This is a genomic window from Micromonospora cathayae (genome assembly GCF_028993575.1).
Lineage (GTDB): Bacteria > Actinomycetota > Actinomycetes > Mycobacteriales > Micromonosporaceae > Micromonospora > Micromonospora cathayae.
Map to the genome: position 1 here is coordinate 1933378 of NZ_CP118615.1, position 26169 is coordinate 1959546.

22 protein-coding genes are annotated in these 26169 nt (G+C 72.2%); 15 read left to right on the forward strand and 7 right to left on the reverse strand.

What is annotated here, in order from left to right; genetic code table 11:
* Positions 1 to 9: 9 nt before the first annotated feature.
* Entirely contained in the window at positions 10 to 834 is an 825-nt protein-coding gene (locus PVK37_RS09050; RefSeq protein WP_275033357.1) for an ABC transporter ATP-binding protein, read from the reverse strand.
* A 560-nt stretch (positions 835 to 1394) separates the two neighbouring features.
* On the opposite strand from PVK37_RS09050, the gene PVK37_RS09055 reads away from it, so the two are divergent.
* The 9 genes from PVK37_RS09055 to mnhG all read left to right on the forward strand — a co-directional run bounded on the left by PVK37_RS09055 (position 1395) and on the right by mnhG (position 10286).
* On the forward strand, positions 1395 to 2477 hold the full coding sequence (locus tag PVK37_RS09055; RefSeq protein WP_275033358.1) for a polyprenyl synthetase family protein: 1083 nt from the start codon (positions 1395 to 1397) through the stop codon (positions 2475 to 2477).
* Positions 2478 to 2610: 133 nt separating this feature from the next.
* Positions 2611 to 3045 (forward strand): SRPBCC family protein, encoded by a 435-nt coding sequence (locus PVK37_RS09060; RefSeq protein ID WP_275033359.1) that lies wholly within the window; start codon positions 2611 to 2613, stop codon positions 3043 to 3045.
* A gap of 96 nt (positions 3046 to 3141) precedes the next feature.
* Entirely contained in the window at positions 3142 to 4056 is a 915-nt protein-coding gene (locus PVK37_RS09065; protein WP_275033360.1) for an ion transporter, read from the forward strand.
* Between the two features lie 112 nt (positions 4057 to 4168).
* Entirely contained in the window at positions 4169 to 7003 is a 2835-nt protein-coding gene (locus PVK37_RS09070; RefSeq protein ID WP_275033361.1) for a Na+/H+ antiporter subunit A, read from the forward strand.
* Positions 7000 to 7461: a Na(+)/H(+) antiporter subunit C gene (locus PVK37_RS09075; RefSeq protein ID WP_275033362.1), complete on the forward strand. Its 462-nt coding sequence runs from the start codon at positions 7000 to 7002 to the stop codon at positions 7459 to 7461. The genes PVK37_RS09070 and PVK37_RS09075 overlap by 4 nt, the downstream gene beginning before the upstream one ends.
* Positions 7462 to 7463: 2 nt before the next feature.
* Positions 7464 to 9041: a Na+/H+ antiporter subunit D gene (locus tag PVK37_RS09080; RefSeq protein ID WP_275035048.1), complete on the forward strand. Its 1578-nt coding sequence runs from the start codon at positions 7464 to 7466 to the stop codon at positions 9039 to 9041.
* Positions 9038 to 9670, forward strand: a complete 633-nt coding sequence (locus tag PVK37_RS09085; RefSeq protein WP_275033363.1) for a Na+/H+ antiporter subunit E — start codon at positions 9038 to 9040, stop codon at positions 9668 to 9670. Before PVK37_RS09080 ends, PVK37_RS09085 begins: the two co-directional genes overlap by 4 nt.
* The gene (locus tag PVK37_RS09090) at positions 9667 to 9930 is read left to right on the forward strand and encodes an MrpF/PhaF family protein (protein WP_275033364.1); all 264 of its coding nucleotides are present in this window, start codon (positions 9667 to 9669) and stop codon (positions 9928 to 9930) included. Before PVK37_RS09085 ends, PVK37_RS09090 begins: the two co-directional genes overlap by 4 nt.
* Positions 9927 to 10286, forward strand: coding sequence for a monovalent cation/H(+) antiporter subunit G (gene mnhG, locus PVK37_RS09095; RefSeq protein WP_275033365.1), 360 nt, complete (start codon positions 9927 to 9929; stop codon positions 10284 to 10286). Before PVK37_RS09090 ends, mnhG begins: the two co-directional genes overlap by 4 nt.
* Positions 10287 to 10476: 190 nt before the next feature.
* On the opposite strand, the gene PVK37_RS09100 is transcribed toward mnhG, so the two are convergent.
* Together PVK37_RS09100 and PVK37_RS09105 are read right to left on the reverse strand one after the other, a co-directional pair.
* Positions 10477 to 11235 (reverse strand): class I SAM-dependent methyltransferase, encoded by a 759-nt coding sequence (locus tag PVK37_RS09100; protein ID WP_275033366.1) that lies wholly within the window; start codon positions 11233 to 11235, stop codon positions 10477 to 10479.
* 82 nt (positions 11236 to 11317) lie between these two features.
* Positions 11318 to 11698 carry a YccF domain-containing protein gene (locus PVK37_RS09105; RefSeq protein ID WP_275033367.1) on the reverse strand — a complete coding sequence of 127 codons (381 nt, stop codon included), beginning with the start codon at positions 11696 to 11698 and terminating at the stop codon, positions 11318 to 11320.
* A gap of 295 nt (positions 11699 to 11993) precedes the next feature.
* On the opposite strand from PVK37_RS09105, the gene PVK37_RS09110 reads away from it, so the two are divergent.
* The 3 genes from PVK37_RS09110 to PVK37_RS09120 all read left to right on the forward strand — a co-directional run bounded on the left by PVK37_RS09110 (position 11994) and on the right by PVK37_RS09120 (position 15784).
* Positions 11994 to 12215: a hypothetical protein gene (locus PVK37_RS09110; protein WP_275033368.1), complete on the forward strand. Its 222-nt coding sequence runs from the start codon at positions 11994 to 11996 to the stop codon at positions 12213 to 12215.
* 657 nt (positions 12216 to 12872) lie between these two features.
* Positions 12873 to 14195, forward strand: coding sequence for an NAD(P)/FAD-dependent oxidoreductase (locus PVK37_RS09115; protein WP_275033369.1), 1323 nt, complete (start codon positions 12873 to 12875; stop codon positions 14193 to 14195).
* A 26-nt stretch (positions 14196 to 14221) separates the two neighbouring features.
* Positions 14222 to 15784, forward strand: a complete 1563-nt coding sequence (locus PVK37_RS09120) for an aminotransferase class I/II-fold pyridoxal phosphate-dependent enzyme (protein WP_275033370.1) — start codon at positions 14222 to 14224, stop codon at positions 15782 to 15784.
* A gap of 40 nt (positions 15785 to 15824) precedes the next feature.
* Here the strand turns inward: PVK37_RS09120 and PVK37_RS09125 are convergent, their stop codons facing one another.
* Together PVK37_RS09125 and PVK37_RS09130 are read right to left on the reverse strand one after the other, a co-directional pair.
* Entirely contained in the window at positions 15825 to 16769 is a 945-nt protein-coding gene (locus PVK37_RS09125; RefSeq protein ID WP_275035049.1) for an ROK family protein, read from the reverse strand.
* Complete coding sequence (locus PVK37_RS09130) at positions 16766 to 18286, reverse strand: FAD-binding oxidoreductase (RefSeq protein ID WP_275033371.1); 1521 nt, start codon at positions 18284 to 18286, stop codon at positions 16766 to 16768. Before PVK37_RS09130 ends, PVK37_RS09125 begins: the two co-directional genes overlap by 4 nt.
* 497 nt (positions 18287 to 18783) lie before the next feature.
* On the opposite strand from PVK37_RS09130, the gene PVK37_RS09135 reads away from it, so the two are divergent.
* Entirely contained in the window at positions 18784 to 21678 is a 2895-nt protein-coding gene (locus tag PVK37_RS09135; protein ID WP_275033372.1) for an ATP-binding protein, read from the forward strand.
* On the opposite strand, the gene PVK37_RS09140 is transcribed toward PVK37_RS09135, so the two are convergent.
* Complete coding sequence (locus PVK37_RS09140) at positions 21667 to 23541, reverse strand: FAD/NAD(P)-binding protein (RefSeq protein WP_275033373.1); 1875 nt, start codon at positions 23539 to 23541, stop codon at positions 21667 to 21669. The two genes, PVK37_RS09135 and PVK37_RS09140, sit on opposite strands and share 12 nt — an antisense overlap.
* Positions 23538 to 23978 carry a GNAT family N-acetyltransferase gene (locus PVK37_RS09145; protein ID WP_275033374.1) on the reverse strand — a complete coding sequence of 147 codons (441 nt, stop codon included), beginning with the start codon at positions 23976 to 23978 and terminating at the stop codon, positions 23538 to 23540. Before PVK37_RS09145 ends, PVK37_RS09140 begins: the two co-directional genes overlap by 4 nt.
* Before the next feature lie 388 nt (positions 23979 to 24366).
* Between PVK37_RS09145 and PVK37_RS09150 the strand changes: the two genes are divergently transcribed.
* Entirely contained in the window at positions 24367 to 25401 is a 1035-nt protein-coding gene (locus tag PVK37_RS09150; protein ID WP_275033375.1) for an amino acid ABC transporter permease, read from the forward strand.
* A complete protein-coding gene (locus tag PVK37_RS09155) occupies positions 25398 to 26162 on the forward strand; it encodes an amino acid ABC transporter ATP-binding protein (RefSeq protein ID WP_275033376.1) in 765 nt (254 codons plus the stop codon). Before PVK37_RS09150 ends, PVK37_RS09155 begins: the two co-directional genes overlap by 4 nt.
* Positions 26163 to 26169 lie beyond the last annotated feature (7 nt).

The window sequence follows — 26169 nt, forward strand, 5'->3', positions numbered from 1 at the left end:
GTGCAGGGGTCAGGCGACGACCCGGGTGGTGTGCCGGCCGACGGGTCGGGTGGAGAGCAGCCCGGTCACCGGGTCGACGGTCACCTCGATGCGGATGCCGTACGTCTCGGTGAGGGCGTCCTCGGTGAGGACGTCGCCCGGTGCGCCGGTGGCCCGGACGCGTCCGGCGTGCAGGAGCACCACCTCGTCGGCGACGGCGGCGGCCTGGTTGAGGTCGTGCAGCACGACACCGACGGCGACCCCGTCGGTGTCGGCGAGGTCCCGCATCAGGTCGAGGATCTCGACCTGGTAGCGCAGGTCGAGGAAGGTGGTGGGCTCGTCGAGCAGCAGCACGGCGGTGTCCTGGGCCAGGCAGGTCGCCAGCCACACCCGCTGCAACTCGCCGCCGGAGAGTTCGTCGACGGGCCGGTCGGCCATCGCGGTGACCCCGGTGACCGTCATGGCGCGACCGATCATGGTCGGGCCGTCCGGGTCGTCGGCCCGCCACCGCCCCCGGTACGGGTGCCGGCCGTAGCCGACCACGTCCCGGACGGTGACGCCGCTGGGGGTGGGTCGGCTCTGGGCCAGCAGGGTGACCCGGCGGGCGAACTCCCGGGCGGACAGGGCGCGGGCGGGGGTGCCGTCACCGAGCAGGATGTCGCCGTGCTCGAGCGGGTGCAGCCGGGCCAGTCCGCGCAGCAGCGTCGACTTGCCGCTGCCGTTCGGCCCGACCAGCGCGGTCACCGCGCCGGGGCGTAGCGTGATCGCGGCGTCGTGGACCACGGTCGTACCGTGGTAACCCAACCGCAGATCCACGCCCCGTAGGCCCTCGGCGTCGCCGTCCCCACTGCTCATGGGGGTTAGGTTAACCTAACCTTAGTTGGCGTTGTCAAGGTTGTCCGGCGTCCGGTGGCCGACCGTCCGGCGGCCACCGCGACGGCGTGCGGCCCCACCAATTGGGGCCGTCGATAGTTGGCGTTGGGAAAATGTCCCGGGCGGCCCGGCACGAAATCGCGCGGACCGGCGCATCGTTTCGGTACGCGCCGGGTGAACTGCTCCGCCGACGCCGCCCGAAAGGGTACGGGGGCCGGCGAACCAGCAGGTCAGGCCGGTCCTTCGCGGATCCCGGCGGTGGCCTGTGGAAGTGCCGGCGGGAAGTGCCCGACAAGGGCCGCCGGACACCTGCCGGTCCGATACACTCATCGAGCGCTGCCAAAGAATGCGTTATGCCATAAGGGCTGGAGTTCGCCGAACGGCGGCGCGACGCCATGCCTGGCTGCCGGGCCGTCGCCCGGTGGTGCCCGCCGGGCCCGGCGGTTCCGCGTCGTCCGCCGGTCGGGCCGCCACGGCCGGTCACCCCTGCGGCCGGCGCGTCCGGAACACCCGCCCCGGCCGGAGTCGACGGGAGAACGGGCATGATCAACGTGGATGGGCCGCCGGTGTCGCTCGACCGTGGGGCCGATGCCGTCCGGCGTGCGGTCGACCGGGTGCTCGACGAGTTCCTCACCGCGCAGCGGGACGCCACCGGAGACGACGACTGGCGGCAGGACGTCGACCTACTGCGCTCCTTCGTGCTCGGCTCCGGCGGCAAACGCACCCGGCCCACCCTCTGCCACCTCGGCTGGCGGGCCCACGCCGGCGAAGGCCCCGGCATCCTCCGGGCCGCCGCCGCGCTCGAGTTGTTCCACGCGTTCGCGCTGATCCACGACGACCTGATGGACGACAGCGACACCCGCCGCGGTCGGCCCACCGTGCACGTCACGCTCGCCGAACGGCACCGGCGGCGGGGCTGGCGCGGGAGCGCCGACCGGTACGGCCGGAACACCGCCATGCTCTGGGGCGACCTGTGCCTGGTCTGGGCCGAGGACCTCTTCCACGCCGGCGAGGTGGCCGCCGCGCGCCGGCCCCGGGTACGGGCGCTGTTCCAGCGGATGCGTACCGAGGCGATGCTGGGGCAGTACCTCGACGTCCGGGGCGAGGTGGCCGGCGCCGACCTGGCCGACTGCCTGCGCATCCTGCGCTACAAGTGCGCCCGGTACACGGTCGAACGTCCACTCCAGATCGGGGCGGCGGTGGCCGGCGCGGAAGAGGCCGACCTGGCCGTGCTGTCCCGGTACGGTCTCCCGCTCGGCGAGGCGTTCCAACTCCGGGACGACGTGCTCGGGGTCTTCGGCGACGACGCGCTCACCGGCAAGTCCAGCCTGACCGACCTGCGGGACGGCAAGGCCACGGTGCTGATGGTGCTGGCCCGCCAGGCCGCCACCGCCCGCCAGGCCGCCACGATCCGGCGCTGGCACGGCGCGCCCGACCTCGACCTGGCCGGCGCGGACCTGCTCCGGGAGGTCATCGTCGACACCGGCAGCCTGCGCCGGGTGGAGGAGATGATCGCGGCGCGCACCGAGGAGGCGGTCGCCGCGTTGGACGACGCGTCCATCGTGGACGACGTACGGGCCGAACTGGTCGGGCTGGCCCGTAGGCTCTCGGTCCGGAGCCGCTGACGCCGTCGGGGCCCGGGACCCTGGCCGGCGGTGGTCGCGGCACGCCGGAACGTGACCGTCGGCTGACTGTCGCCGCGAACCTGAGTACGGTTCACGGTGCACGGCGACCGCGCTCGGGACGGGGAGGCAGACGATGGGTGTCACGTACCGCCGGATGGTCGAGCTGGTTCAACCGGTCGAGACGGTGGTGCGCGTCCTGACGGACGTGGCGGGGTGGCCGCGCTGGAACGCGTCCGTGGCATGGCTCGAACGCCCCGGCACCGGGCCGCTCACCGTCGGCGAGACCATCCGGCTCAAGCAGCACCGACTGCCGGCGAACACCTGGACGGTCACCCAGGTCGACGGGTCCGGTTTCACCTGGACGGCGACCAGCACCGGTGTCCGTACCACCGGGGACCACCGGGTCCGGCCGGCCGGTGCCGGCCGCGTCGAGGTCAGCCTCGCGCTGACCATGGACGGGCCGATGGCCCGGTTCACGACGCTGCTCGGGGCCCGGTTGATCCGGCGCTACCTCGACCTGGAGGCCGAGGGGCTGCGCCGCGAGACGGACCGGGGCGGTACCGGATGAGCGTGCCGTGCGCCCAGGGCCGTACCGGATGAGCGCGTCGCGTGCCCCGGGTCGGTACCGGACGGGCGTGCCGTGCGGCCCGGGGACGACCCGCCGGTGAGACCTGCCTCCACGCCGACCGTCGGTCGGCCCGACCTGGCTGCCCGCTGTGCCCGCATCGCCCGGTCCCGGCCGTTCGAGATCGCCATCGTCGTCGTGATCATCGCCAACGGGATCGTGCTCGGTCTGGAGACCTACCCGCACCCCGGTCTCGCCGGGTCGGTGCTGCGCGGGCTGGAATGGGCCTTCCGGGTCGCGTTCGTCACCGAGATCCTCATCCGGGTGCTCGCCTACGGCCGGCGTCCGCAGGACTTCTTCCGGCACGGCTGGAACGTCTTCGACTTCCTGGTCATCGCGGCGATCTTCATCCCGGGGTTGCACGGCGACTCGGCGTTGCTGCGGGTCGTGCAGGTGGCCCGGATGCTGCGACTGGTGCGGTTCTCCCCGGGGCTGCGCACCATCGTCGCCGCGCTGTGGCGCAGCCTCCCCGGCGTCGGCGGCTTCCTGGCGCTGGCCGTGGTGACCCTCTACGTGTACGGCATGGCCGGCTGGCTGATCTTCGCGGACACCTACCCCGAGGAGTACGGCGACATCGGCCGGTCGCTGCTGACCCTGTTCGTGCTGCTCTCCCTGGAGACCCTGCCGGACCTCATCGAGCAGGGCATGGCGGTCTCGCCGTGGACCCTGGTCTACTACATCAGCTACGTGCTGATCACGGTGAACCTGCTGCTCAACATCCTGATCGCGGTCATCGTCAACTCCATGGAGGAGGCCCGCCGGCTGGAGATGACCGAAGGGCTGGCGGCCGACTACGACGAAGACGGCGACGGTGTACCGGACGAGGTGGACCGGATCGCGATCAGTCAACGGCTGGACGACCTGCGGATGGTCATCGCCGAACTGGAACGGGAGCTACGCATCGACCGCGATGACCCTCAGCATCGTTCGCCGCACCGGCCCGACGGGCGCTGAACCGCTGGTGGCGTCGATGGCCGGGCCGATGACCTGACTCACGACGCGTGCCGGCACGCCGGATCCCCGGATAGGGTGGTGGGAACCGGTGTGCTGATCTTGGGGAGGGTGTGTGCTGGTACTGGTGGCGGTCCATGCGCTGGCAGCCGTGGTCGCCCCAGGGCTGGTACGCATCTGGGGCCGAAGCGCACTCTACTCCCTCGCGGCCGTACCGGGGGCCACCCTGGTCTGGGCGCTGGCCCACACCGGTCAGGTCCGCGCCGGTGAGCCGGTGGTCGAGACGTACCCCTGGGTGCCCCGCCTCGGCCTGGAGATCGCCCTGCGGATGGGCACCCTGGCCTGGTTGATGGTGGTGCTGGTCGGCGGGGTCGGCGCGCTGGTGCTGGTCTACAGCGCCCGCTACTTCCGCTCCGACGACCCCGGCCTGGGCCGGTTCGCGGCGGTGTTCGTCGCGTTCGCCGGGGCCATGCTGGGCCTGGTGGTCTCCGACGACCTGCTGCTGCTCTACGTCTTCTGGGAACTCACCACCGTCTTTTCCTACCTGCTGATCGGGTACGACCCGGCGAAACGGGCCAGCCGGCGGGCCGCCATGCAGGCGCTGCTGGTCACCACGCTGGGCGGCCTGGCCATGCTGGCCGGGTTCGTGATGCTCGGCCAGCACGCCGGCACGTACCGCTGGTCGGAGATCGCCGAGAACCTGCCCGGCGGCGGCTACCTGGCGGTGGCGCTGGTACTGGTGCTGCTCGGCGCGCTCAGCAAGTCGGCGATCTTCCCGTTCACCTTCTGGCTGCCCCGGGCGATGGCCGCCCCCACCCCGGTCAGCGCGTACCTGCACGCCGCGGCGATGGTCAAGGCCGGCGTGTTCCTGGTCGCGCTGTTCGGTCCGGCGGTCGCCGAGGTCACCGTGTGGCGGGTGGTGCTGCTCACCGCCGGCCTGGTCACCCTCTTCGTCGGGGCCTGGTCCGCGCTGCGCCAGGACGACCTGAAACTGCTGCTGGCGTACGGCACGGTCAGCCAACTGGGTCTGCTGATGGTGGTGCTCGGGGCCGGCACCCGGGACGCCGCGCTGGCCGGGGCGGCGATGGTGCTGGCGCACGCCCTCTTCAAGGCCACCCTGTTCCTGGTGGTCGGCATCGTCGACCACGCCACCGGCACCCGGGACCTGCGCGAACTCAGCGGCCTCGGCCGGCGGGCACCGGCGCTGGCGGTGGTGGCGACGCTCGCCGCCGCGTCGATGGCCGGCCTGCCGCCGCTGGCCGGGTTCGTCGCCAAGGAGGCCGCGTTCGAGGCGTTCCAGCACGGCGGCCCGGCCGACCTGGTGGTGCTGGTCGGCGTGGTGGCCGGCTCGGCGCTGACCGTGGCGTACACGCTGCGGTTCCTGTGGGGCGCGTTCGCCGGCAAGCCGGACGTCGCCGCCACCGAACCGAAGCCGGTGCGCTGGTCGTTCCTGGCGGCCCCGGCCCTGCTCGCCGTGGCCGGGCTGGGCGTCGGGGTGGGCGCCCCGGCGATCGACAAGCTGCTCGCCCCGTACGCCGACGGGTACCCCACCAGCGAGACCCCCTACCACCTGGCGCTCTGGCACGGCCCGACGCTGGCGCTGGGGCTGTCCGTGCTGGCGGTGGCGGCCGGGGCCGGGCTCTTCCTGCTGGCCCGCCGGGGCCGGTTCCGGCCCGGCCAGGTGCTGCCGTTCGACGGGACGAGCGTCTACCAGCGGGTGATCGACGGGACGGACCGGGCGGCGGTCGAACTGACCGGTGCCACCCAGCGGGGTTCGCTGCCGTTCTACCTGGGCGTCATCCTGATCATCCTGGTGGTGCTGCCCGGTGGCGCGCTGATCGCCGGCAACCCGTGGCCGGCCGGCTTCCGGGCCTGGGACACCCCGCTCCAGGCGGTCGCCGCCGCGGTGGTGGTGGTCTCCGCGATCGCCGCCGCCCGCGCCCTGCGCCGGCTGACCGCGATGATCCTGGTCGGGGTGGCCGGCTACGGCACCGCGCTGCTGTTCGTCCTGCACGGTGCCCCCGACCTGGCGCTCACCCAGTTCCTGGTGGAGACCGTCACGATCGTGATGTTCGTGCTGGTGCTGCGCCGGCTGCCGGAGAAGTTCTCGGAACGGCCGATCCGGGCCAGCCGGCGCGGCCGGATCGCGCTCGGCGTCGCGGTCGGCGCGGTCACCGCCGGCATGGCGTACGTGGCCGCCGGCGGGCGGGTCGCCGTACCGATCTCGGTGGGCTTCCCCGAGGAGGCGGTCTCCTACGGCGGCGGCAAGAACGTGGTCAACGTGACCCTGGTCGACATCCGGGCCTGGGACACCATGGGCGAGATCGCGGTACTGGTGGTGGCCGCCACCGGCGTGGCCAGCCTGATCTTCCGCCGGGCCCGGGACCTGGACCGGCGCAGCGGCATCCCGGGGGAGCGGAGCGCGCTGCCGTCGCGTCCCCGGTGGCTGCTCACCGGGGACACCACCCGCCGCCAGTCGGTGATCCTCCAGGTGGTCACCCGGCTGCTCTTCCACGCCATCGCGGTCTTCTCCATCTACCTGCTCTTCTCCGGGCACAACGCCCCCGGTGGCGGGTTCGCCGCCGGCCTGGTCGCCGGGCTGGCACTGACCGTGCGGTACCTGGCCGGTGGGCGTACCGAGCTGAACAGCGCCGCCCCGGTCGACGCCGGCGCGGTGCTCGGCGCGGGACTCTTCGTCGCGGTGGGCACCGGCGTGGCCGCGATGCCGTTCGGCGGGGAGTTCCTGCAGAGCGCGGTCCTCGACTTCTACCTGCCGGTGCTGGGCAAGCTGCACTTCGTCACGTCGGTCTTCTTCGACGTCGGGGTGTACCTGATCGTGGTCGGCCTGGTGCTGGACATCCTGCGCAGCCTCGGCGCGGAGATGGACCGGCAGCACGAGATCGAACGGGCCGAGGCGCCCGCCGACGAACGGGACAAGGAGCTGGTGTGACCCCCAACCTCACCTACGTCCTGGTGGTCGGCGTGCTGTTCGCCGCCGGGGTGACGCTGCTGCTGGAACGCAGCCTGACCCGGGTGCTGATGGGCGTCATCCTGCTCGGCAACGGAGCGAACCTGCTGCTGCTCACCGGCGGCCGGGCCGGCGGACCGCCGATCGTCGGCACCACGCCGGAGGGTGCGATGAGCGACCCGCTGCCGCAGGCGATGGTGCTCACCGCCATCGTCATCACCCTCGGCATGACCGCGTTCCTGCTCGCCCTCTCCTACCGCAGCTGGCACCTCAACGGCCACGACGAGGTGCAGGACGACGTGGAGGACCGCCGGATCATGGACCTGGCCGACCGGGACGAGGGGCCGGGCACCGCCGACGACGACGGATCCACCGCCGACGACGACGATCCGGACGAACCGGTCGCCGGAGCCGGCGTGACCGCCGGGAGGTCCGGATGAACCTGAACCATCTGGTGCCGCTGCCGGTGGTGCTGCCGCTGCTCGGTGCGGCCCTGACCCTGATGCTGGCCGGGCGTCCCCGCGCCCAGCGTTGGGTCAGCCTCACCGTCCTCACCGTCACCGTCGCGGTGGCCGCGACACTGCTGATCCAGACCACGCTGAACGGGCCGATCGTGGTCGAGGTGGGCGGGTGGGTCGCCCCGCTGGGCATCGTGCTGGTCGCCGACCAGTTGGCCGCGTTGATGCTGGTCGTCTCGGCCGCCGTCACGCTCTGCGTGCTGGTCTACTCGATCGGGCAGGGCATGGCCGACGGCAACGAGGAGACGCCGCTGTCGGTGTACCACCCGACGTACCTGGTACTCACCGCCGGGGTGTGCAACGCGTTCCTCTCCGGCGACCTGTTCAACCTGTACGTGGGCTTCGAGATCCTGCTGGTCGCCAGCTACGTGCTGCTCACCCTGGGCAGCACCGAGACCCGGATCCGGGCCGGTACGACGTACGTGGTGGTCAGCCTGCTCTCGTCGCTGATCTTCCTGGTCGCGATCGGGCTGGTCTACTCGGCGACCGGCACCCTCAACCTGGCCCAGCTGGTCGACCGGCTGGACGCGCTGCCGGACAATCTGCGCCTGGTCCTCCAGGGCATGCTGCTGCTCGCCTTCGGCATCAAGGCCGCCGTGTTCCCGCTGTCGGCGTGGCTGCCGGACAGCTACCCCACCGCCCCGGCCCCGGTCACCGCGGTCTTCGCCGGCCTGCTGACCAAGGTCGGCGTGTACGCGATCATCCGGACCGAGACGCTGCTGTTCCCCGGCGGGCGGACCGCCGACCTGCTGCTCTGGGCGGCCGGGCTGACCATGGTGGTGGGCATCCTTGGCGCGGTGGCGCAGTCCGACATCAAACGTCTGCTGTCGTTCACCCTGATCAGCCACATCGGGTACATGCTGTTCGGGGTCGGGTTGACCACCTCGCTCGGGCTGGCCGCGGCGATCTTCTACGTGGTGCACCACATCACCATCCAGACCACCCTGTTCCTCGCCGCCGGCCTGGTCGAACGACGCGGCGGCAGCACCGCCCTGGACCGGCTGGGCGGGCTGGCCCGACTGTCACCCCTGTTGGCCGTGCTGTTCTTCGTGCCGGCGCTCAACCTGGCCGGCATACCACCGTTCTCCGGGTTCCTCGGCAAGCTGGGTCTGGTGCAGGCCGGCGTGGACGACGGCGGTCCGCTGGCCTGGGGCCTGGTCGCCGGGGGCCTGCTGACCAGCCTGCTCACCCTCTACGCCATCGCCCGGGTGTGGAACCTGGCGTTCTGGCGGGCGCCGCACCCGGACATGCCGGCCGCCGGGGACACCGTACGGGCCGCCCGGACGGCGGGCGCGGAACAGCCGCACGACGATCCGCCCGCCGACCAGCAGGGCGCGATGCTGCCCCGAACGATGGTCGTCTCCACCGCCGCCCTGGTGGTGTTCGGGCTGGCGCTGACCGTGGTCGCCGGCCCGCTGATGGAGATCAGCACCGACGCCGCCGACGACCTGCTGCGCCGTACCCCGTACGTGGAAGCCGTCTACCCGGAGGGGCCGCCGTGAGTGCCGACCCGATGACGCCGGGCCAACCGGTCGAACCGCAGGACCCGCCGCTGACCCGCCGGGCACGCCGCCGCAACCTGGCGACCGCGGTGGTCTTCCTGGTCGCCGTCTGGGTGCTGCTCTGGGGGACCTTCACCTGGGCCAACGTGATCAGTGGACTGGTGGTGGTCGCGGTGCTGCTGACCGTCTTCCCGCTGCCACCGGTGACCTTCGCCGGACGGATCCACCCGTGGGGGCTGCTCCGGTTCACCGGAAGGTTCCTGGTCGACCTGGTGGTGGCGAGCGCCCAGATCGCCGGGCTGGCGCTGAGGTTCGGGCACACCCCACGCGGCGCGATCATCGCGGTGCCGCTGCGGATCGCCTCGGACCTGAACCTCACCCTCACCGCCGAGGCGCTGTCCCTGGTGCCCGGCAGCCTGATCCTGGAAGCCGACCGGAGCACCGGCACCCTCTACATCCACGTGCTCGGGGTGCACACCCTCGACGACGTCGAGCGGTTCCGGCGCAGCGTCCTGGCCCTGGAGGAACGGATCATCGCCGCGATCGGGTCACCGGACGAACAGCGCCGGATGGCCGCCGCCACCCGTACCGGCCCGCCGCCGGCCGACCTGGAAGGGGCACCGACGTGACCGCCGTCGCCGTGACCGTCACCGCGCTGCTCGCCGTGGCCGGTGGGCTCACCCTGATCCGCATCATCCGGGGCCCGTCCATCCTGGACCGGGCGGTCGCCACCGACGTGCTGCTGGCCATCATCGTCGCGGCCATCGCCACCGAGACCGCGTACAGCCGGGACGCCACCGCCCTGCCGGTGTTGGTGGTGCTCGCCATCCTCGGCTTCGTCAGCTCGGTCAGCGTGGCCCGGTTCGTCGCCCGGAAGGACCCGAAGTGAACGCGGTCCTCGACGCCGCCGCGGCGGTCTGCCTGATCGCCGGGGCGCTGCTCAGCCTGGCCGCCGGGGTGGCCCTGGTCCGCTTCCCCGACCTGCTGTCCCGGATGCACGCCGCCGCCAAACCGCAGGTGCTCGGGCTGCTGCTGGTGCTGCTCGGGTGCGCCCTGCGGCTGCGGACCCAGGTGGACATCACCACGCTCGTCCTGGTCGGGGCGTTCCAGCTGGCCAGCGCGCCGGTCGCCGCGCACATGGTCGGCCGGGCGGCGTACCCGCACGACGAGATCCGGTTCGATCTGCTGGTCACCGACGAACTCGCCGCCCACCTGGACCGGCTCAGCGGCGACCGCCAGCCCTGACGGTCCGGCCGGACCGTTGCGGCCCGGTGCCCCACGGCGGGCCCGGTGAACCGGTCCTCACCGCCGGGCCGTGGCGTGTCCGGACGGCCGTGCCGGTGGCGTGTCCCGGCCACCGTGCCGGTGCAGTGTCCCGGCCGCCGTGCCAGTGGCGTGTCCCGGCCGCCGGGTCGGTGGCCCGGCGGGGCGCCGGTCAGCGCAGGGCGGCGACGACGGCGTCGGCACCACCGCGCCAGAGCAGGCCGGTCTCGGTGAAGCCCGCCGCCCGGAGCGCGTCGAGGTGCCAGGCGGCCGGTGGCAGCCAGTCGCTGCTGTGCCCACCGGGGTAGATCTGCCGGCGCTTCTCGGCCAGCGGCGCGAGCACCGGATCGGCGGCCACGTGGGCCCACCACGCCGGCCAGGAGAGCACCGCCCCGGCGGTGTACCTGGCCGTCCGGCGGGTCTCCTCCCGGGCGGTCAGCCGCGCGGTCAGCGTGGGTAGGCCCTCGTCGGGCATGTGGTCGGCGTTGGCGAACAGGCCACCGGGGCGGAGCAGACCGTGCAGTTCGGTGTAGAGGGCGGCCAGGCGCGGCCCGTCGATCCAGTGCAGGGCGGTGGCGGTGAGGATCGCGTCGTACCCCTGGTGCGGAAGCGCGGCGGCCCAGTCGGCGGCGTTCAGGTCGGCGGTGACGATGGTGGCCCGGTCGCCCAGCGACGCCTCGGCGATGGCGAGCAGGACGGGGTCGAGGTCGACCAGGGTGACCTGGGCCCGGGGGAAGCGGGCCAGGGCCCGCAGGCTGATCGACCCGGTGCCGCCGGCCAGGTCGAGCAGCCGGGGCGAGTCGTGGTCGACGGTGGCGTCGACCGCGTCGAGCATGGTGCCGATCCGGTGCTCGCGGTCCGGCAGGTACGCCTCCTGCTGCCGGTCCCAGCTCTCCTGCCATGCCCAGGCGTCCAGCTCGTAAGGAATCATGTCCTGCACGCTAGTTACCCGGCTGGACGTCGTCCAGGGATTGTTGCCAGTCATGTGCAACTGCCGAAGGCTGGCGACAAGGTCAGGGGGTCTCGACGACCTGCTGGCCCAGCGGCCAGAGCGCGGCCGGCACGAGCTTGAAGTTGGCGATGCCGAACGGAATCCCGATGATCGTGACGCACTGGGCGACCCCGGCGACGATGTGGGAGAGGGCGAGCCACCAGCCGGCCACCACCAGCCAGACCACGTTCGCGGCACCGGAGGCCAGCCCGGCGTCCGGCTTCGGCACCAGGGTGCGGCCGAAGGGCCAGAGAGAGTACGACGCCAGCCGCAGCGCGGCCACCCCGAACGGGATGGTGACGACCAGCGCGAAGCAGATCAGGGCCGCGATGCCGTACCCGATGGCCAGGACGAACCCACTGCCGAAGACGAACCACAACACGTTCAACAGAAAACGAATCACCCCTCCATGGTGACCCGGCCCCGCCAGCCGTACCGCTGATCGGCGGAGGCCACGGCTGTGGGCCGTCGAGGCGGACCGCCCGCAGCGTGGCCGGTCACCGCTGACAGCGGTCACGCCGCCACTGTCAGGCACCTCTCAGGCTCCGTTGCTAGGTTTCCCCGCAACACGGAGTCCACTGGAGACGGTGCTGATTCCGTTGCCCGGAAACGGTTGTGTCCTGCTGTTCACGATCGTCCGCCGGGTCGTGTCCGTACCGCTGTCCGGCCGGTCCCGGCCGGGATTCGAAGGAGTGTGCATGCCCGTCACCGCCGACCTCAACACCCTGGTCGACAAGGCATACCAGGACAAGACCCTCACCGAGCTGGTCGACGCCCCGGTTGCCGCTCTCGCCGGGGTCAGCGCCGGCGATGCCAAGCTGCTCAAGGAAGCCTTCAACATCGTCACCGTCGGTGACCTGGGCCGGAACCCGTACTTCCGGACCGCCAGCGCGCTGGTCGCGCTGACCGGCGACAAGTAGGAGAGCCGGATGCCCGGCGGCGGCGGACTCGGGCCTCCACGGCCGCAGGGCATCCCGTCCGCGCTCTGATCAACTCGGGATGCGGCAGGTGGGGGTCAAGGCTGCGGCTGACACCCCGACATGCCGCATCCCGTTTCACGTACACGACCCCCGACGACCCCGACCCGTCGGGTCATCACGCCGCCCGCTCGGCCCGCCCGCTCGGCCCGCCCGCTCGGCCCGCCCGCTCGGCCCGCCCGCTCGGCCCGCCCGCTCGGCCCGCCCGCTCGGCCCGCCCGCTCGGCCCGCCCGCTCGGCCCGCCCGCTCGGCCCGCCCGCTCGGCCCGCCCGCTCGGCCCGCCCGCCCGGGCCGGTCTCTGGGCCCTGCGCGGCTGCCGTGACGCGGGAGAAGGCGCTGCCTCTGTCACGCGGGATCACGTCGGGGTTTCCGTGCCGAGGTGACGACCGGCGCCCGGGCGGTGTCGGGGCCGGCGCGGGCGGTACGACGGCGGCGGTGAGCGGGCCGGCCGGCACCGCCTGACCACCGGTCAGACATCTTTCCTCCACTGTGTACGTTGGGCTCTTCATTCCCGCTCGGTCCCGCCCGGCGACCGCCCCACGGTCCCCGCGTCGGCCCGCCGACGGGTGGTCAACCGTGATCGAAGGATCGACAAACCTATGTACGACGCGATAGTGGTCGGGGCCCGCTGTGCCGGTGCCTCCACCGCCCTGCTGCTCGCCCGACGTGGGCACCGGGTGCTCCTGGTGGACCGGTCGTCGTTCCCCAGCGACGTCATCTCCACCCACTTCATCTGGCCGCACGGGATGTCCTACCTGAACCGGTGGGGTGTCCTCGACCAGGTCACCGCCGTCACCCCCACGCACACCACCGTGGACGTGGTCAACGACGGCATCCGGCTGACCGGCTCGGTCCCCGTCGACCTGCTCCGCGAGTACTTCCGGGACCTGCACGGCGACGACTCCGGCGTGGTGCAGCAGTACGCCTCGGTACGGCGGCGGGTGCTGGACCAGATCCTGGTCGAGGCGGCGGCCAAGGCCGGCGCCGAGGTCCGCACCAACTTCAACGTCCGCGAGCTGGTCACCGAGGACGGCCGGGTGGTCGGCATCCGGGGCCGGACCGCCGACGGGCAGACCGTCGAGGACCGGGCCCGGATCGTGGTCGGCGCGGACGGCCGGAACTCGTTCGTCGCCCGCACCCTGAACCTGCCCAAGTTCGACGAGCGGCCCCGCTGCACGTTCGCGTACTGGAGCTACTGGTCCGGCTTCGATCTCGGCCCCGGCCAGATCCACCGGCGCGGCCGGCTGGCCTGCGCGGTGGTGCCGACCAACTTCGAGCAGAACATGGTGCTGGTCTGGGGGCCGAGCGAGTGGTCCCGGGAGTTCCGCGCCGACGTGCCGGGGAACTTCCAGAAGGCACTCGACTTCGTCAGCCCCGAGCTGGGCGCGGTGGTCCGGGACCGGGGCACCCGGGAGGAGCGGATCTACGGCACGCTCGACCAGTCCGGCTTCCTGCGGCCCCTGTACGGGCCCGGCTGGGTGCTGGTCGGCGACGCCGAGTCGGCGAAGGACCAGTGCACGGCCATCGGCATCACCCACGCCTTCCGGGACGCCGAACTGGTCACCGCCGCGCTCGACCGGTGGCTGACCGGGGACACCACGGTCGAGGAGGCGATGACCGGGTACGAGGCCCGCCGCCGCAGCCAGAACGCCGCCGCCTACCACGACTACGTGTGCACGCTCGCCGAGATGCGCCCGTACCGGCACGACGAGCTGCAACTCTTCGTCGCGTTGCGCGGCAACCAGCAGGAGACCGACCGGTTCATCGCCACCCACGCCGACGTCGCCCCGGTGTCGGAGTTCTTCCAGGCGTCCAACCTGTTCCTGCTCAACGACGCCGCCAAGGAGACCTCCGCCGACCACGCGGTCTTCGACGACTTCGCCGCCACGTCCCGCACGTACCAGCAGAACCTCTTCGCCTGATGCCGCCGTACCAGGGAGCTACCACCGTGACCACCACCGACCTGCACCAGCGCGAAGACGGCGAACTGATCGAGGTCATCCTGCACGCGGCGCACCGCGGCGACGTCGAGACCATGGCGCGGACCGCCACCGAGGTCTCCGAGATGACCCGCAACTGGGCCAGCCACGTCCCCTGGGAGGACTTCGCCGACCTGGACACCTCCGGGGCCGACGGCGAACTCGCCCGGATCATCGCCGACCTCACCGAGATGTGGGAGCCGGCGCACCTGCGCAACCCCGTCGACCCGGACGAGGAGTACGCGCTGGACAAGAACGCGTACGACTTCTACCGCCCGGCCGGCCGGAACCTGCTGGCCCGTACCGAGGACTTCTACGACTGGGTGCAGGCCCGCCGCCGCACCGAGACCTGGCAGTACTCCCGGGTGCTGGAAGCCGCCCCGGACAGCATCGCGCAGATCACCAACGACCTGGGCAAACGGACCCGGGGCATCAACTTCAACTCGCAGGACTACCTGTCGTTCAACACCCACCCGGCGATCCGGGAGGCGGCGGCGAAGGCCATGCACGACTACGGCCCGCACAGCGCCGGGTCGCCGATGGTGCTGGGCAACACCCGGATCTCCGACGAACTGGAGGCGCTGCTCGGCGACCTGGTCGGGCTGGACCATGTCACGCTCTTCCCGACCGGCTGGGCGGCCGGCTTCGGCGCGGTGGTCGGCCTGGTCCGGCAGTCCGACCACATCCTGATCGACCGGCTGGCGCACTCCTGCCTCCAGCAGGGCGCGCGGGCCGCCACCCGCAACGTGGTCCGCTACGAGCACCTCAACGTCGAGGCGGTCCGGCAGCACCTGGTGGAGATCCGGGCGCACGACACCCGCAACGGCATCCTCGTCGTCACCGACGGTCTCTTCTCGGTGGACGCCGACTGGCCGGACCTGGTCACCCTCCAGCGGGTCTGCCGGGAGTACGACGCCACCCTGCTGGTCGACGTCGCGCACGACCTCGGCTCGATGGGGCCGGGCGGTACCGGCGTGCTGGGCATGCAGAACCTGCTCGGCGAGGTCGACATCGTGATGGGCGCGTTCTCGAAGACGTTCTGCTCCAACGGCGGCTTCGTGGCGTCCAACTCCCCGGCGCTGAAGCAGTACGTCAAGATGTTCGGCGGTTCGCACTTCTTCTCCAACGCGCTCTCCCCGGTGCAGACCGCCGTGGTCCGCGAGGCGGCGAAGATCATCCGTTCCGCCGAGGGCGACGTGCTGCGGGCCCGGCTGTTCACCGCCATCCACGCGCTCCGCGACGAACTCACCGGCCGGGGTCTGACCTGCATGGGTGAGCCGTCGCCGATCGTGCCGCTGCTGATCGGCAACGAGAAGCTGGCCCGGACCGCCAACCGGCTGCTGTTCGACCGGGGGGTGCTGGCGTTCATGGTGGAGTTCCCGGTGACGCCGACCGGCTCGTCCCGGTTCCGGCTCCAGGTGCAGGCCGGCCATCGTCCCGAGGAGGCCCGCGAGGCCGCCCGGATCATCGAGGGCGCCATCGCCGACTCCCGGGCGTACCTGTCCAGCGCGTTCGGCAGCGCGCCCCGGTAGCCGGTCCGCGACGGGGTACCCGGGCCGCCGGGCCGGCCGTTCAGCGGGCCGGGCCGGCGGCCCGGTCGTCGGCCGCCGCACCGGCCAGGATGAGCGCGCCGCGCAGGGACGAGAGCCCACCGAGCCGGGCCGGTCGTACCGGCACGGCCCGCACCCCGGGCCGGGTCAGCGCCGCAACCTGCCGGTCCAGTCGGGAGACCAGCTCGGGCAGCGCGGCGGCGACCCCGCCGCCGACCAGGACCACCGCCGGATGGGCCAGCTCGCACACGCTGACCGTGGCGGCGGCCAGGGCGGTGACGGCGGGCTCCAGGGTCGCGGCTGCCCAGTCCGCCCCGTCCCGTACCCCGGCGACCAGGTCGTCGAACGTGACCGTCCCGCCCCGGAGCCGACCTGCCCGCCGGAGCAGGGCCGGACCGGCGGCCACGGCCTGGACGCAGCCCCGACGGCCGCAGTCACAGGACGGCCCTCCCAGGTCCACGACGAGGTGTCCGACCTCGCAGGAACCGTGGGCCGGACCGGGCCAGCTCCGCCCGTCCAGCACCACCCCGCCACCGACACCGGTGCCGATGCCGAGGTAGAGCACGTCGGGCTGACCCGCTGCCCGGGCCTCGGCCAGGGCCGCCAGATCGCCGTCGTCGGCCCACCGCACCGGGAGGTCCGGGAAGAGGCTGGCCAGGGCGCCGGTGAAGTCCAGCCCGACCCAACTCGGTCGCCCTGGCCAGGTCAATACCGTGCCGCCCGGGTCGCAGCCGGCAGGCGTCGCCACCCCGACACCCCGGATGGGTTCCGGCCACCGGCGGCGCAACTCGTCGACCCGGCTGGACAGCAGTTCCAGATCGGCGTCGACGCCACCGTCCGGCCAGCGGAAGGTCGTCTCCACCGGCGTCTGCCCCGCGGCGGAACCGGGTACGCCCTCGGCGCGGAGCGCCACCTTGGTGCCCCCGATGTCGATGCCCAGGTAACTGATGGCGTCCTCCCGGTTCAGCTGCCGACGCTCTGGGGGTGGTGGAACAGGTTGCCCGGGTCGTACTGCCGCTTGACCTGGAGCAACCGGGTGTAGTTGTCGCCGTGGTAGGCCCGCTGCCAGTCGGTGAGGAAGAGGTCCGGGAAGTTGAGGTAGGACTCACCGGTCGACACCGGGTCCAGGGTCCGGAACCCGCGCTGCACCCACCGGACGGCGGACTCCTGCTCCTCGGGCGGCGCCGGATGCTGCGCCAGCGCCGCGAAGCCGGTCAGGAACTGCGCGTTGCGGTGCCAGTACGCGGTCTCGGCCCGGTCGACCTCGTTGGCCCGGCCGCCGGTGGCGGTGAGGCTCAGCAGGCGCGTCTGGCCGGCCTGCCGGTCGTCGAAGAGCGCCAGGGCGTCGGTGAGGACGGTGCCCGTGACCGGCCGGTCGAAGATCCGGGTACGTTCCCGGAGGAAACCGCCGCGCGGCAGGGCCGCGTCCGGGTTCTGTCCCTCCAGGTGGCACTCCCGTACGGTGAGCTGCCCGCAGCCGTACACCCGCTGCATCACCTCGTGGTAGGTCCCCTCGTGGAGCTGGCTGGTGACCGGGCCGGTCCCCGCCTCGGCGGCCATCGCGGCCAGCCCGGCCTCCAACTCGGCGCGTGGTCCCCAGTAGGCCCCGTTGAGCATCACGACCGGGGTGGCCCCGGGGGCGGCGTCGGGCAGCACGACCAGCAGGGCCGAGCCGAGGTCGTGGGAACTCGACACGCTCCACTTCTGCCAGGCCTCCAGGACCTCCGCGGCCCGGTCCCAGGGCCAGACCGTGTCGAAGTGGACGCCGTACGGCGCCTCGATCGGCCTGACCTCGAAGTCGAGCACGATGCCGAAGGTGCCGCCGCCACCACCCCGCAGGGCCCAGAACAGATCGGGCTCCCGATCCGCCGAGGTCCGGACCACCCGGCCGTCCGCGAGCACCACCAGCGCGGAGACCAACCGGTCGGAGCCGGTACCGAACTTGCGGGTCTGGTGTCCGACACCGCCGCCGGAGATGAAGCCGCCGGGGCAGACCGTGGGGCAGGTGCCGGTGACGATCTGCCGTCCGTACCCGGCCAGGGCGGTCAGCGCGTCGATGGACCTGACGCCGGGCCCGACGTGCACGGTCTCCGGGCCGACCCGTGTCTGGTGGAACCGGGAGAGGTCCACCACCAGCCCGGGGCCGGTGGACCAGCCGGCGAGATTGTGACCGCCGCTGCGGGTGTGCAGTTCGATCCCCTCGTCGCGCACGAAGCGCAGGCAGGCGCGTACGTCGTCCACGGTCCGGCAGTAGGCGATCGCCTGGGGGTTGGCGGTGCTGTACTCACCGAGGTACACCCGCTGCGCGGCGGCGTACCCGGCGTGCGTGGGGCGGACGAGTCGGCCGGTCAGCAGGTCGTCCAGCCGTCTCCACGGGTCACCGCTGACCGGCCCGGCGGCGGCGTGTCCGCTGACCGCCGTGCCGGCGGCTGCGGCGACGGTGAGCCCGCCGATAGTTCTCAGGACTGATCTCCTAGTGGGCATCACGAACCTCCTCAGCGAGTCGCAGACTACGAAGGAGACAGTTCGGAAGAAACCCCTATCGCCCCCCTGTCGGTCTGGACGCAACCAAGGGGGACCTGAGCAACAAACCGGGACAATTTATTGATGGGGCTCGTAGGAAGTGCTGCGTTTTCGCTGCTGTTCGGGGGTGGTTCGGTGGTCCCTACCAGGCGTACCGGCCGCGTGCAACGCAATTGCCGTCGGCGTGTCGTCTGTTATATTCGTGGGTGGTGTCGTACGGGGGGCGGTATCGATGGCTGTCTGGGTGTGTCCACGGTCGCCAGCGGTCGCGGCCTTTCGCTTATCCAGCGCTCCGGCCAGTCTGCCGGTGGCCCCTGCTTCCGGTCGACGTGGCACCTCGTGATCAGCCGAAATGCGCGGAAGGGGGCCGGAGAAGTGCTGGTAAACCCCAGGGTCTGGTCCGCAGGCCCACCCTGTTCCGGCTTCCGTATCGGTAATGCACGCCACGCGGGTCGTTGATGGAATTCCGGGTTCTCGGCCCACTCCAGGTCGTCGAGGAAGCGGAGCCGATCTCGCTGGGTGGGACGAATCAGCGGGCGGCGCTCGGCTACCTTCTCCTCTACACCAACAAAGTGGTGGCGACCAGCCAACTCATGGCCGCGTTATGGGGTGAGGACGCCCCACCCACCGCCCGCAAGATGCTCCAGAACGCCATTTCCAGCCTGCGCCGGACGCTCACCCCCGGCCGGCACGGATCCGGGACGTTGGTCACTCATGCTCCCGGCTACCTCATCCAGGTCGACCCGGTCGATGTCGACCTGTGCCGGTTCCGGGAGCTGGCGGCGGCGGGACACACCGACCTCAACGCCGGCCGCTGGGACGACGCCGACCGCCACTTCGGCGACGCGCTGGCCCTGTGGAGGGGCCCCGCCCTGGCCGACCTCATCGAGGAGGGCTACGACTGGCCGGAACTCACCGCCCTGCAGAACGCCAAGTTCGCGGCGCTGGAGAGCCGGATGGAGGCGGTGCTCGCGGCCGGCCGCAGCATGGAGGTCATCGCGGAGCTGGAACCGATGGTCGGCACGGAACCCCTGCGCGAGCGGCTCTGCCGACAGCTCATGCTCGCGCTGTACCGGGTGGGCCGACAGGCCGACGCGCTGGCGGTGTACCGCCGTACCCGGGCCGTGCTGGTGGGCCGACTCGGGCTCGACCCCGGCCCCGAGCTACGCGACCTCGAGCGTGCCATCCTCGATCACGATCCGGCGCTGTTACCCGGTGGTGGCGCCGCGGTGGTGGCGGGCCGCACGGTGGGTGGGAGCACCGCAGGTGCCGTCGAGACCGGGGCGTCCACCGGGCTGGACGGCCCCGACGGCAACGGTCCCGCCCTCGCCGAGTCCGCGCTGGTGCCCGTCGTCCGTCGGCCGCACCATTACGACGCCGAGCTGAAGCAGCTGACCGCCCTCTTCGTGCGGTTCGAGAGTGGACACAACCCGGCGTCCCCGGAGGTGATCGAACTCCGGCTGGACCTGCTGGAGGAGACCGTGTGTCACCTGGTCGGGCGGTACGGCGGGCGCCACCACGGCCGGCTCGGGCCGGTGCTGTTGACGGTGTTCGGCGCCGAGCGGACCCGGGAGGACGACGCGCAACGGGCCATCCGGGCGGCGGTGGCACTGAGCCGACAGTACCGCGAAGTGCCCTGCCTGCGGATCGCCGTTGTCACCGGGGAGGCCCTGGTCGGGGCCGTCCGCTCCGACCAGGTTGCCGAGCCGGGCGACCGGAACCCGGTCAGCGGCCCGCTGCTGGACAAGGGGCTACGGATCCTCTTCGACCCGATGCCGAAGAGCGTCCGGATCTGCGAGCGGACCCGGCAGATCTGCGCCGACCACTTCGACTTCGGTCTGCCCGGGGAACGGTGGCTCAGCGTCCGGCAGGGACTCCATCTGGCCACCCGGCCGACGGTGCCGTTCGTGGACCGGGAACGGGAGTTGCAGCAGCTCGGCAGGTTGCTGGAGGACGTCCGGCGGCAGCAGCGCCCGAACCTGGTGACCGTGCTCGGCGAGGCGGGCATCGGCAAGAGCCGGCTCATGCACGAGTTCCGCACCATGATCGCGGGCCTGCCCGGGGTGCGCTGCCTGGTCGGCTGCAATCGTTTGTTCGGCCCGGAGGTGCCGTACGCGCCGCTGGTCGGGGTGGTGCGTTCGTACGCCGGGATCACCGACGCCGACCGGGAAGCACAGCTCGACGACAAGCTGCGCCAGGCGGTCACCGGTCTGGTCGGCCCGGGACCGGTCGCCGGCCAGGTGATCAGGAGCCTGCGGGCCATCGTCGGCGGTGAGTGGGACGACCCGGTTGCCAGCGACCCGGCCGAGCTCACCGCCGCGTTCACCGCCTGGCGTCGGCTGGTCGAGGAGCTGGCGGAACGCGAGACCCTCGTGATCATCCTGGAGGACCTGCACCGGGTGGACGACCTGTTGCTGCGGTTCGTCGGCAACCTCGCCGAGACCGTCGGCAACCTGCCGCTGCTGGTGGTGGTCACCGCCCGTCCGGAGCTGGTCGACCGGCCGGCCTTCTGGGAGGGTGCCCGCCGCCGGGCGACCACGATGAGCCTCGGCCCGATGTCCCAGGCCGGCATCCAGACCCTGCTGAGAAGCCTGCTCGGTCCGGTCCCCGAGGAGCAGGCCACCGAGCTGGGCCGGAGCCTGAGCGGGCAGGTCGGTGGAAACCCGCTGTTCGCGATGGAGTATGTCCGGACGGTGCAGTCCCGGCCGGGCGGATCAACGCCGGTCGGCGCGGAGGGGCCCGACCGGCTGCCCGTCCCGGACCTCGTTCACAACATCATCTCCGCCCGCCTGGACACCCTGCCGGCGACGGAGAAGTCGGTCCTCTACGACGCGGCGGTCTTCGACGCGTCGTTCTTCCACGAGGTGCTCGCGGCGATCGGTGGGCGGGACGCCAACGAGGTACAGCAGTGCCTGGAGTCCCTGGAGCGGCAGGAACTGGTCCGCCGGTGTCGGCTCGGCCCGGAACTGGGCAAGATCGAATACACCTTCGCCCACGACCTCGTCGCCCGGGTGGCGTACTCCCGTCTGCCGCACAGCGTCCGGTCGGAGAAGCACCGTCGGGCCGCGAACTGGTTGCAGTCGGTGGCCGACCGGCCGGTGCAACTGCTGATACACCACTGGCAGGAGGCCGTCCGGCACGCCGAACTCGCCGGTCTGAAGACCGACGAGCTGTGCGATCTGGCCGTCGACCATCTGGCGGAGGCCGCCCGGCGTACCTCGGCCCGGGGCATGCTGCTCGCCGCCCGGTTGCTCTACCAGGCGGCGCTCCGCTTCTGCTCGCCCGAGCATCCACGGCACGCGCAGCTGGTGCAGCGGTACGAACTCGACAGCGCCGCGACGTCAGCGGGCTGACCGGACGGCGGCCAGCAGGGCGGAACGGGCCACCGCATCGGTCAGCCGGGAGGCGACCGGGTTGCTCCCCGGTCGGGTGAAGTTGCCACCGCTCAGCGCGGTGGTGAACGGCCCCAACGCGAACCGTCCCGGCTGGGGGCGGCCCTCGGCGTCCAACACCGTGCCGTTCCGGCCGTCCACGACGGCCAGTCCGCTCCGGTGCACGAAGTCACCCGCGACGGCCGTCCGCTCGTGCAGCCGACCACGACGGTAGAGATTCCGCACCAGCAGGTCGCGGCTCCGCGGGGCCGAACCGACCGGGAGCCGGGCCTCGACCAACGCTGCCGCGGTCACCGTACCGGGCACCGAGGGACTGCCCGCGGCGAACGCGCCGTCGACCGGGCGGACCCACATGTCCGGGCCGACGAAACGCACCACACCCGCCTCCGACAGGGCCAACAGCTCCCGGATCCGGCGCAGCGGCGGCCCGACCGCGATCCGGTTGAACACGCCCGCCCACCAGCCGTCCACATCCAGCGCCTGCGACCGTGCGGAGAACCGCCCGCTCTCCAGCAGCACGGGCAGCTGCCCGAAGACCGAGACCACCCCGAGCATCGTGCCCAGGTCGGGACTGTGCCGGGGATCGGTGGCGCGGACCAGGTCATCGTGCAGGTACGAGCGCATCCGGCGCTGCAACGCGGCGGCGTCCGGGAAGGACTCCCCGCGCAGCGGCCGGTCCAGCCGGTCCGGGTCGAACCGGTCCGCCCGGTCGGGCACGCTGCGCCGGATCAACCCAGCCAGCGCCGGACTGTCCCAGTCGGCGGCGGCGTACCCGGCGAGGAACTCGTCCAGGCTGCCCCGGACCCGCTCCGGGTGGCCGGTGAACAACTCGTGGTAGTGGCCCCAGGCGATCTCCCGGGCCGCCGCCGGCCAGACGTCGCGGAAGAAGTCCAGGGTTCCCGACACCTCGGCCAGGATCCGCTCGGGCCGGAAGAAACGGGGCGTCGGGGGCGGTGGCCCGACCAGCGTGACGACCGGTTTGGGCGGTGGGGGCACGCCCCGGCGGGACCCGACGTACAGCACCGGTTCCCGGCCGCTGGGCCGGTAGCGCAGACCGCCGGCACCGTCCTCCTGGTAGCTGCCGCCCCGCCCCTCGGTGAGCAGCACCATCAGGTCCACAAAGGCGAGACCGAGACCGCGGACGATGACCGGTTCACCCGGTCGGATCGGCGACAGATCGGTGTCGGCGGCGTACCCCGGCGGCAGGAACCACAGGCCGTGGTGGTCCGCGTGGGCGGCCAGCCGGCGCTGCGGGGTGGCGGGTTCGACGTCCTGGTGGCCGACCGCGAGCACCACGACGTCGACCTCCAACCACCGTCCGTCGGCGAGCAGGAGCCGCTGACGGCCGTCCTGTTCGTCCAGATCGACGGCGGTCGTCCGGTGGTGGTGCACCCGGGTGCCCGCGGGCAGGCCGGCCACCGCCCGTTCGTACACCCAGGTCAGGTAGTGGCTCTGGAGCCGCCGGGTGGGAAAGGACGACTCCGTCAGGCCGGCCCGTTCAGCCTCCTCGGCCGGCCCGAGCGTGGTCGGGTCGACGACCCGCGACCATTCGAGCAGGGACGGACCGGTCCTGATCGGACCGGCACACGCCACGGTCTCGTCGGTGAACATCGTGACGTGCCGCGCCACCGTGTTCAGGGTGAGCAGCGGCGACTGGTCGTGCCGCCAGACCCGGCCGGGTCCCGCCGGGTACGGGTCGACCAGGTGCACCTCCAGCGGCCGGCCGGCGAGCAGTTCCGGCGCGTTCGCCCCCAGCCTTTCGAGTACGCCGACGCCGCTGGGTCCGACTCCGACGATGGCGACGGCGACGGCGACGGCGTTCACAGGTCCTTCTCGTAACGTAGTGCCGGCGGCTCACCGGCCGGCAGCGTCACCGGCACCGGGCGGTAACCCATCGTCCGGTACAGCGCGTCGGCCTCGGGTTGGCGCGGACCGGTCAGCAGGTGGGCCCGCCGGCAGCCCAGCCGGACCGCACGGGCCTCGATCTCGGTGACCACCCGGCGGGCCAGGCCACGTCGGCGGTACCGGGGGTCGGTCCAGATCCGGCGCAGCTCGACCTGTCGCCCGTCCGGGGAGTGGAAGCCGCCCCCGGCGACCGTCTCACCGTGCAGCAGCAACAGGACCAGGCCCCCGCGCGGGGGCGTGAAGTCGTCGTCCGGCCAGCGGCTCATCTCCTCCTCGACACCCACCCCGTACCGGTCCCGGTACTCCCGGGCCAGGCCGGCGCGTACCGGCGCGTACCGCAGGTCGTCCGTGGTCACCCAGTGTGTCTGTGCGGGTTCGGGGTCGTGCTGGCTCGGCATGGCCCAAGTCGACCAACGGCGGGCGGGTCCGTCAATGCCCCCGGGGCTGGCGATGGGCGGACAGTGGCTGCTGAACAGCCCCGTCCCCGGTGCACCAAGCGGCGGGGTCTGACCAGGTCACGGCGGCTTTCCCGGCGGTGGTGACGGCGGTTCGGCCCGACCTGCCCCGGGCCCGGCGGAGACGGTCGGGCCGGATTATCCATTGAGCAGTAACTGGGGGATAACTCTGAGCGTGTGGAGTTTGACGGTCCGTTATGGAATTTCTAGCATCGACCAGTGGCGATCGGCGTGGTCGTCAGGACGGCCCGGGACATCACCCGATCCCCTGCGTGAAGAAGAGGGAGCCATGATCTCCTCAGCGCTGTCGCCTGCCACCGGTGCCCGCCCGACACCCATCGACGACGCGGCTCGCGAGCTGAACAGCCTCAAGCGGGTCCCCGCCCCCCGCCCGTGGCGGTGGATCGCCAGTGCCGTGCTGATCGTGCTCCTCGCCCAGTTCGTGCACGGGCTCGCCACCAACCCCGGCTGGGACTGGCCCGTCTTCCGGGAGTTCTTCACCGAACGCACCATCCTGAAGGCCCTCGGGCTCACCCTCCAGCTCACCGCCTACGGCACCACCCTGGGCTTCGCGCTCGGGTTGGTGGTCGCGTTGCTGCGGCTGTCGGGCAGCCCCCTGCTCAACGCGGTCGGCTGGGCGTACGTCTGGGTCTTCCGGGCCATCCCGCTCATCGTCCAGCTGCTCTTCTGGTTCAACCTGGCCTACCTCTACGACCGGCTCTCCTTCGGAGTGCCGTTCGGGCCGTCGTTCGTCAGCGTGCCGACCATGAACCTGGTCAGTCCGATGGGTGCCGCCGTGCTCGGGCTCGCCCTGCACCAGGCCGCGTACGCCGCCGAGATCATCCGGGCGGGCGTCATCTCCGTCGACCGGGGGCAACTCGACGCGGCCGAGGCGTTCGGCATCCCCCGGCGCCGGCAGCTGCGCCGGATCATCCTGCCCCAGGCGATGCGGAGCATCCTGCCCAACGCGTCCAACGAGCTGATCACCCTGTTCAAGGGCACCTCGGTGGTGTCGGTGATGGCGTTGGGCGACCTGTTCTACCAGGCCCAGGTCATCTACGGCCGGAACGGCCGGGTGATCGCGCTGGTGATGGTGGCGACCGTCTGGTACGTGATCCTGACCGGCCTGCTCTCCATCCTCCAGTACCACGTCGAGCGGTACTTCGCCCGGGGCTCGGCCCGTCCACTGCCACCGACACCGTGGCAACGGCTGCGCGTGGCGTTGACCGCCGGCCGTCGGCCCGACGACGCCCCGGCACCGGACGCCCCGGCCCGCCCGGACACCGGTGGCGCGACCCCGCACACCACCGGGGGTGCCCGGTGACCGTGCCGATGGTGCAGGTGCGTGACGTCCACAAGAGCTACGGCGGCCACCAGGTGCTCGCCGGAGTCGACCTCGACGTGCACGCCGGTGAGGTCGCCGTCCTGATCGGGCCCTCCGGGGCCGGGAAGTCGACACTGCTGCGGGTGATCAACCATCTGGAGCAGGCCGAACGCGGCCACGTCCGGATCGGTGGCGAGCTGATCGGGTACCGCCGGGTCGGCAACCGGCTCCGCGAGCTGCGCGGGCGCGAGCTGCTGCGGCAGCGTACCGGCGTGGGTTTCGTCTTCCAGAACTTCAACCTGTTCGCCAACCTCACCGTGCTGGAGAACCTCGTCGAGGCGCCACTGTCGGCCCAGGGCCGACCGGCCGCCGAGGTCTACCCGATGGCGTTGGCGTTGCTCGACCGGGTGGGGCTGACCGACAAGGCACACGCACACCCCCGGCAGCTCTCCGGCGGCCAGCAGCAACGGGTCGCCATCGCGCGGGCCCTGGCCCTCCAGCCGAAGCTGCTGCTCTTCGACGAGCCGACCTCGGCCCTCGACCCCGAGCTGGTCGGTGAGGTGCTGGAGGTGATGAGGTCGCTGGCCGACGGCGGCACCACCATGGTCGTGGTGACCCACGAGATGGGCTTCGCCCGTGAGGTGGCGGACACCGTGGTGTTCATGGCCAACGGCCGCGTGGTCGAGCAGGGCCCACCGGAGCAGCTTCTCGAAGCGCCCGTCCACGAACGTACCCGGTCGTTCCTGACCAGGATCCGATGATGTACAT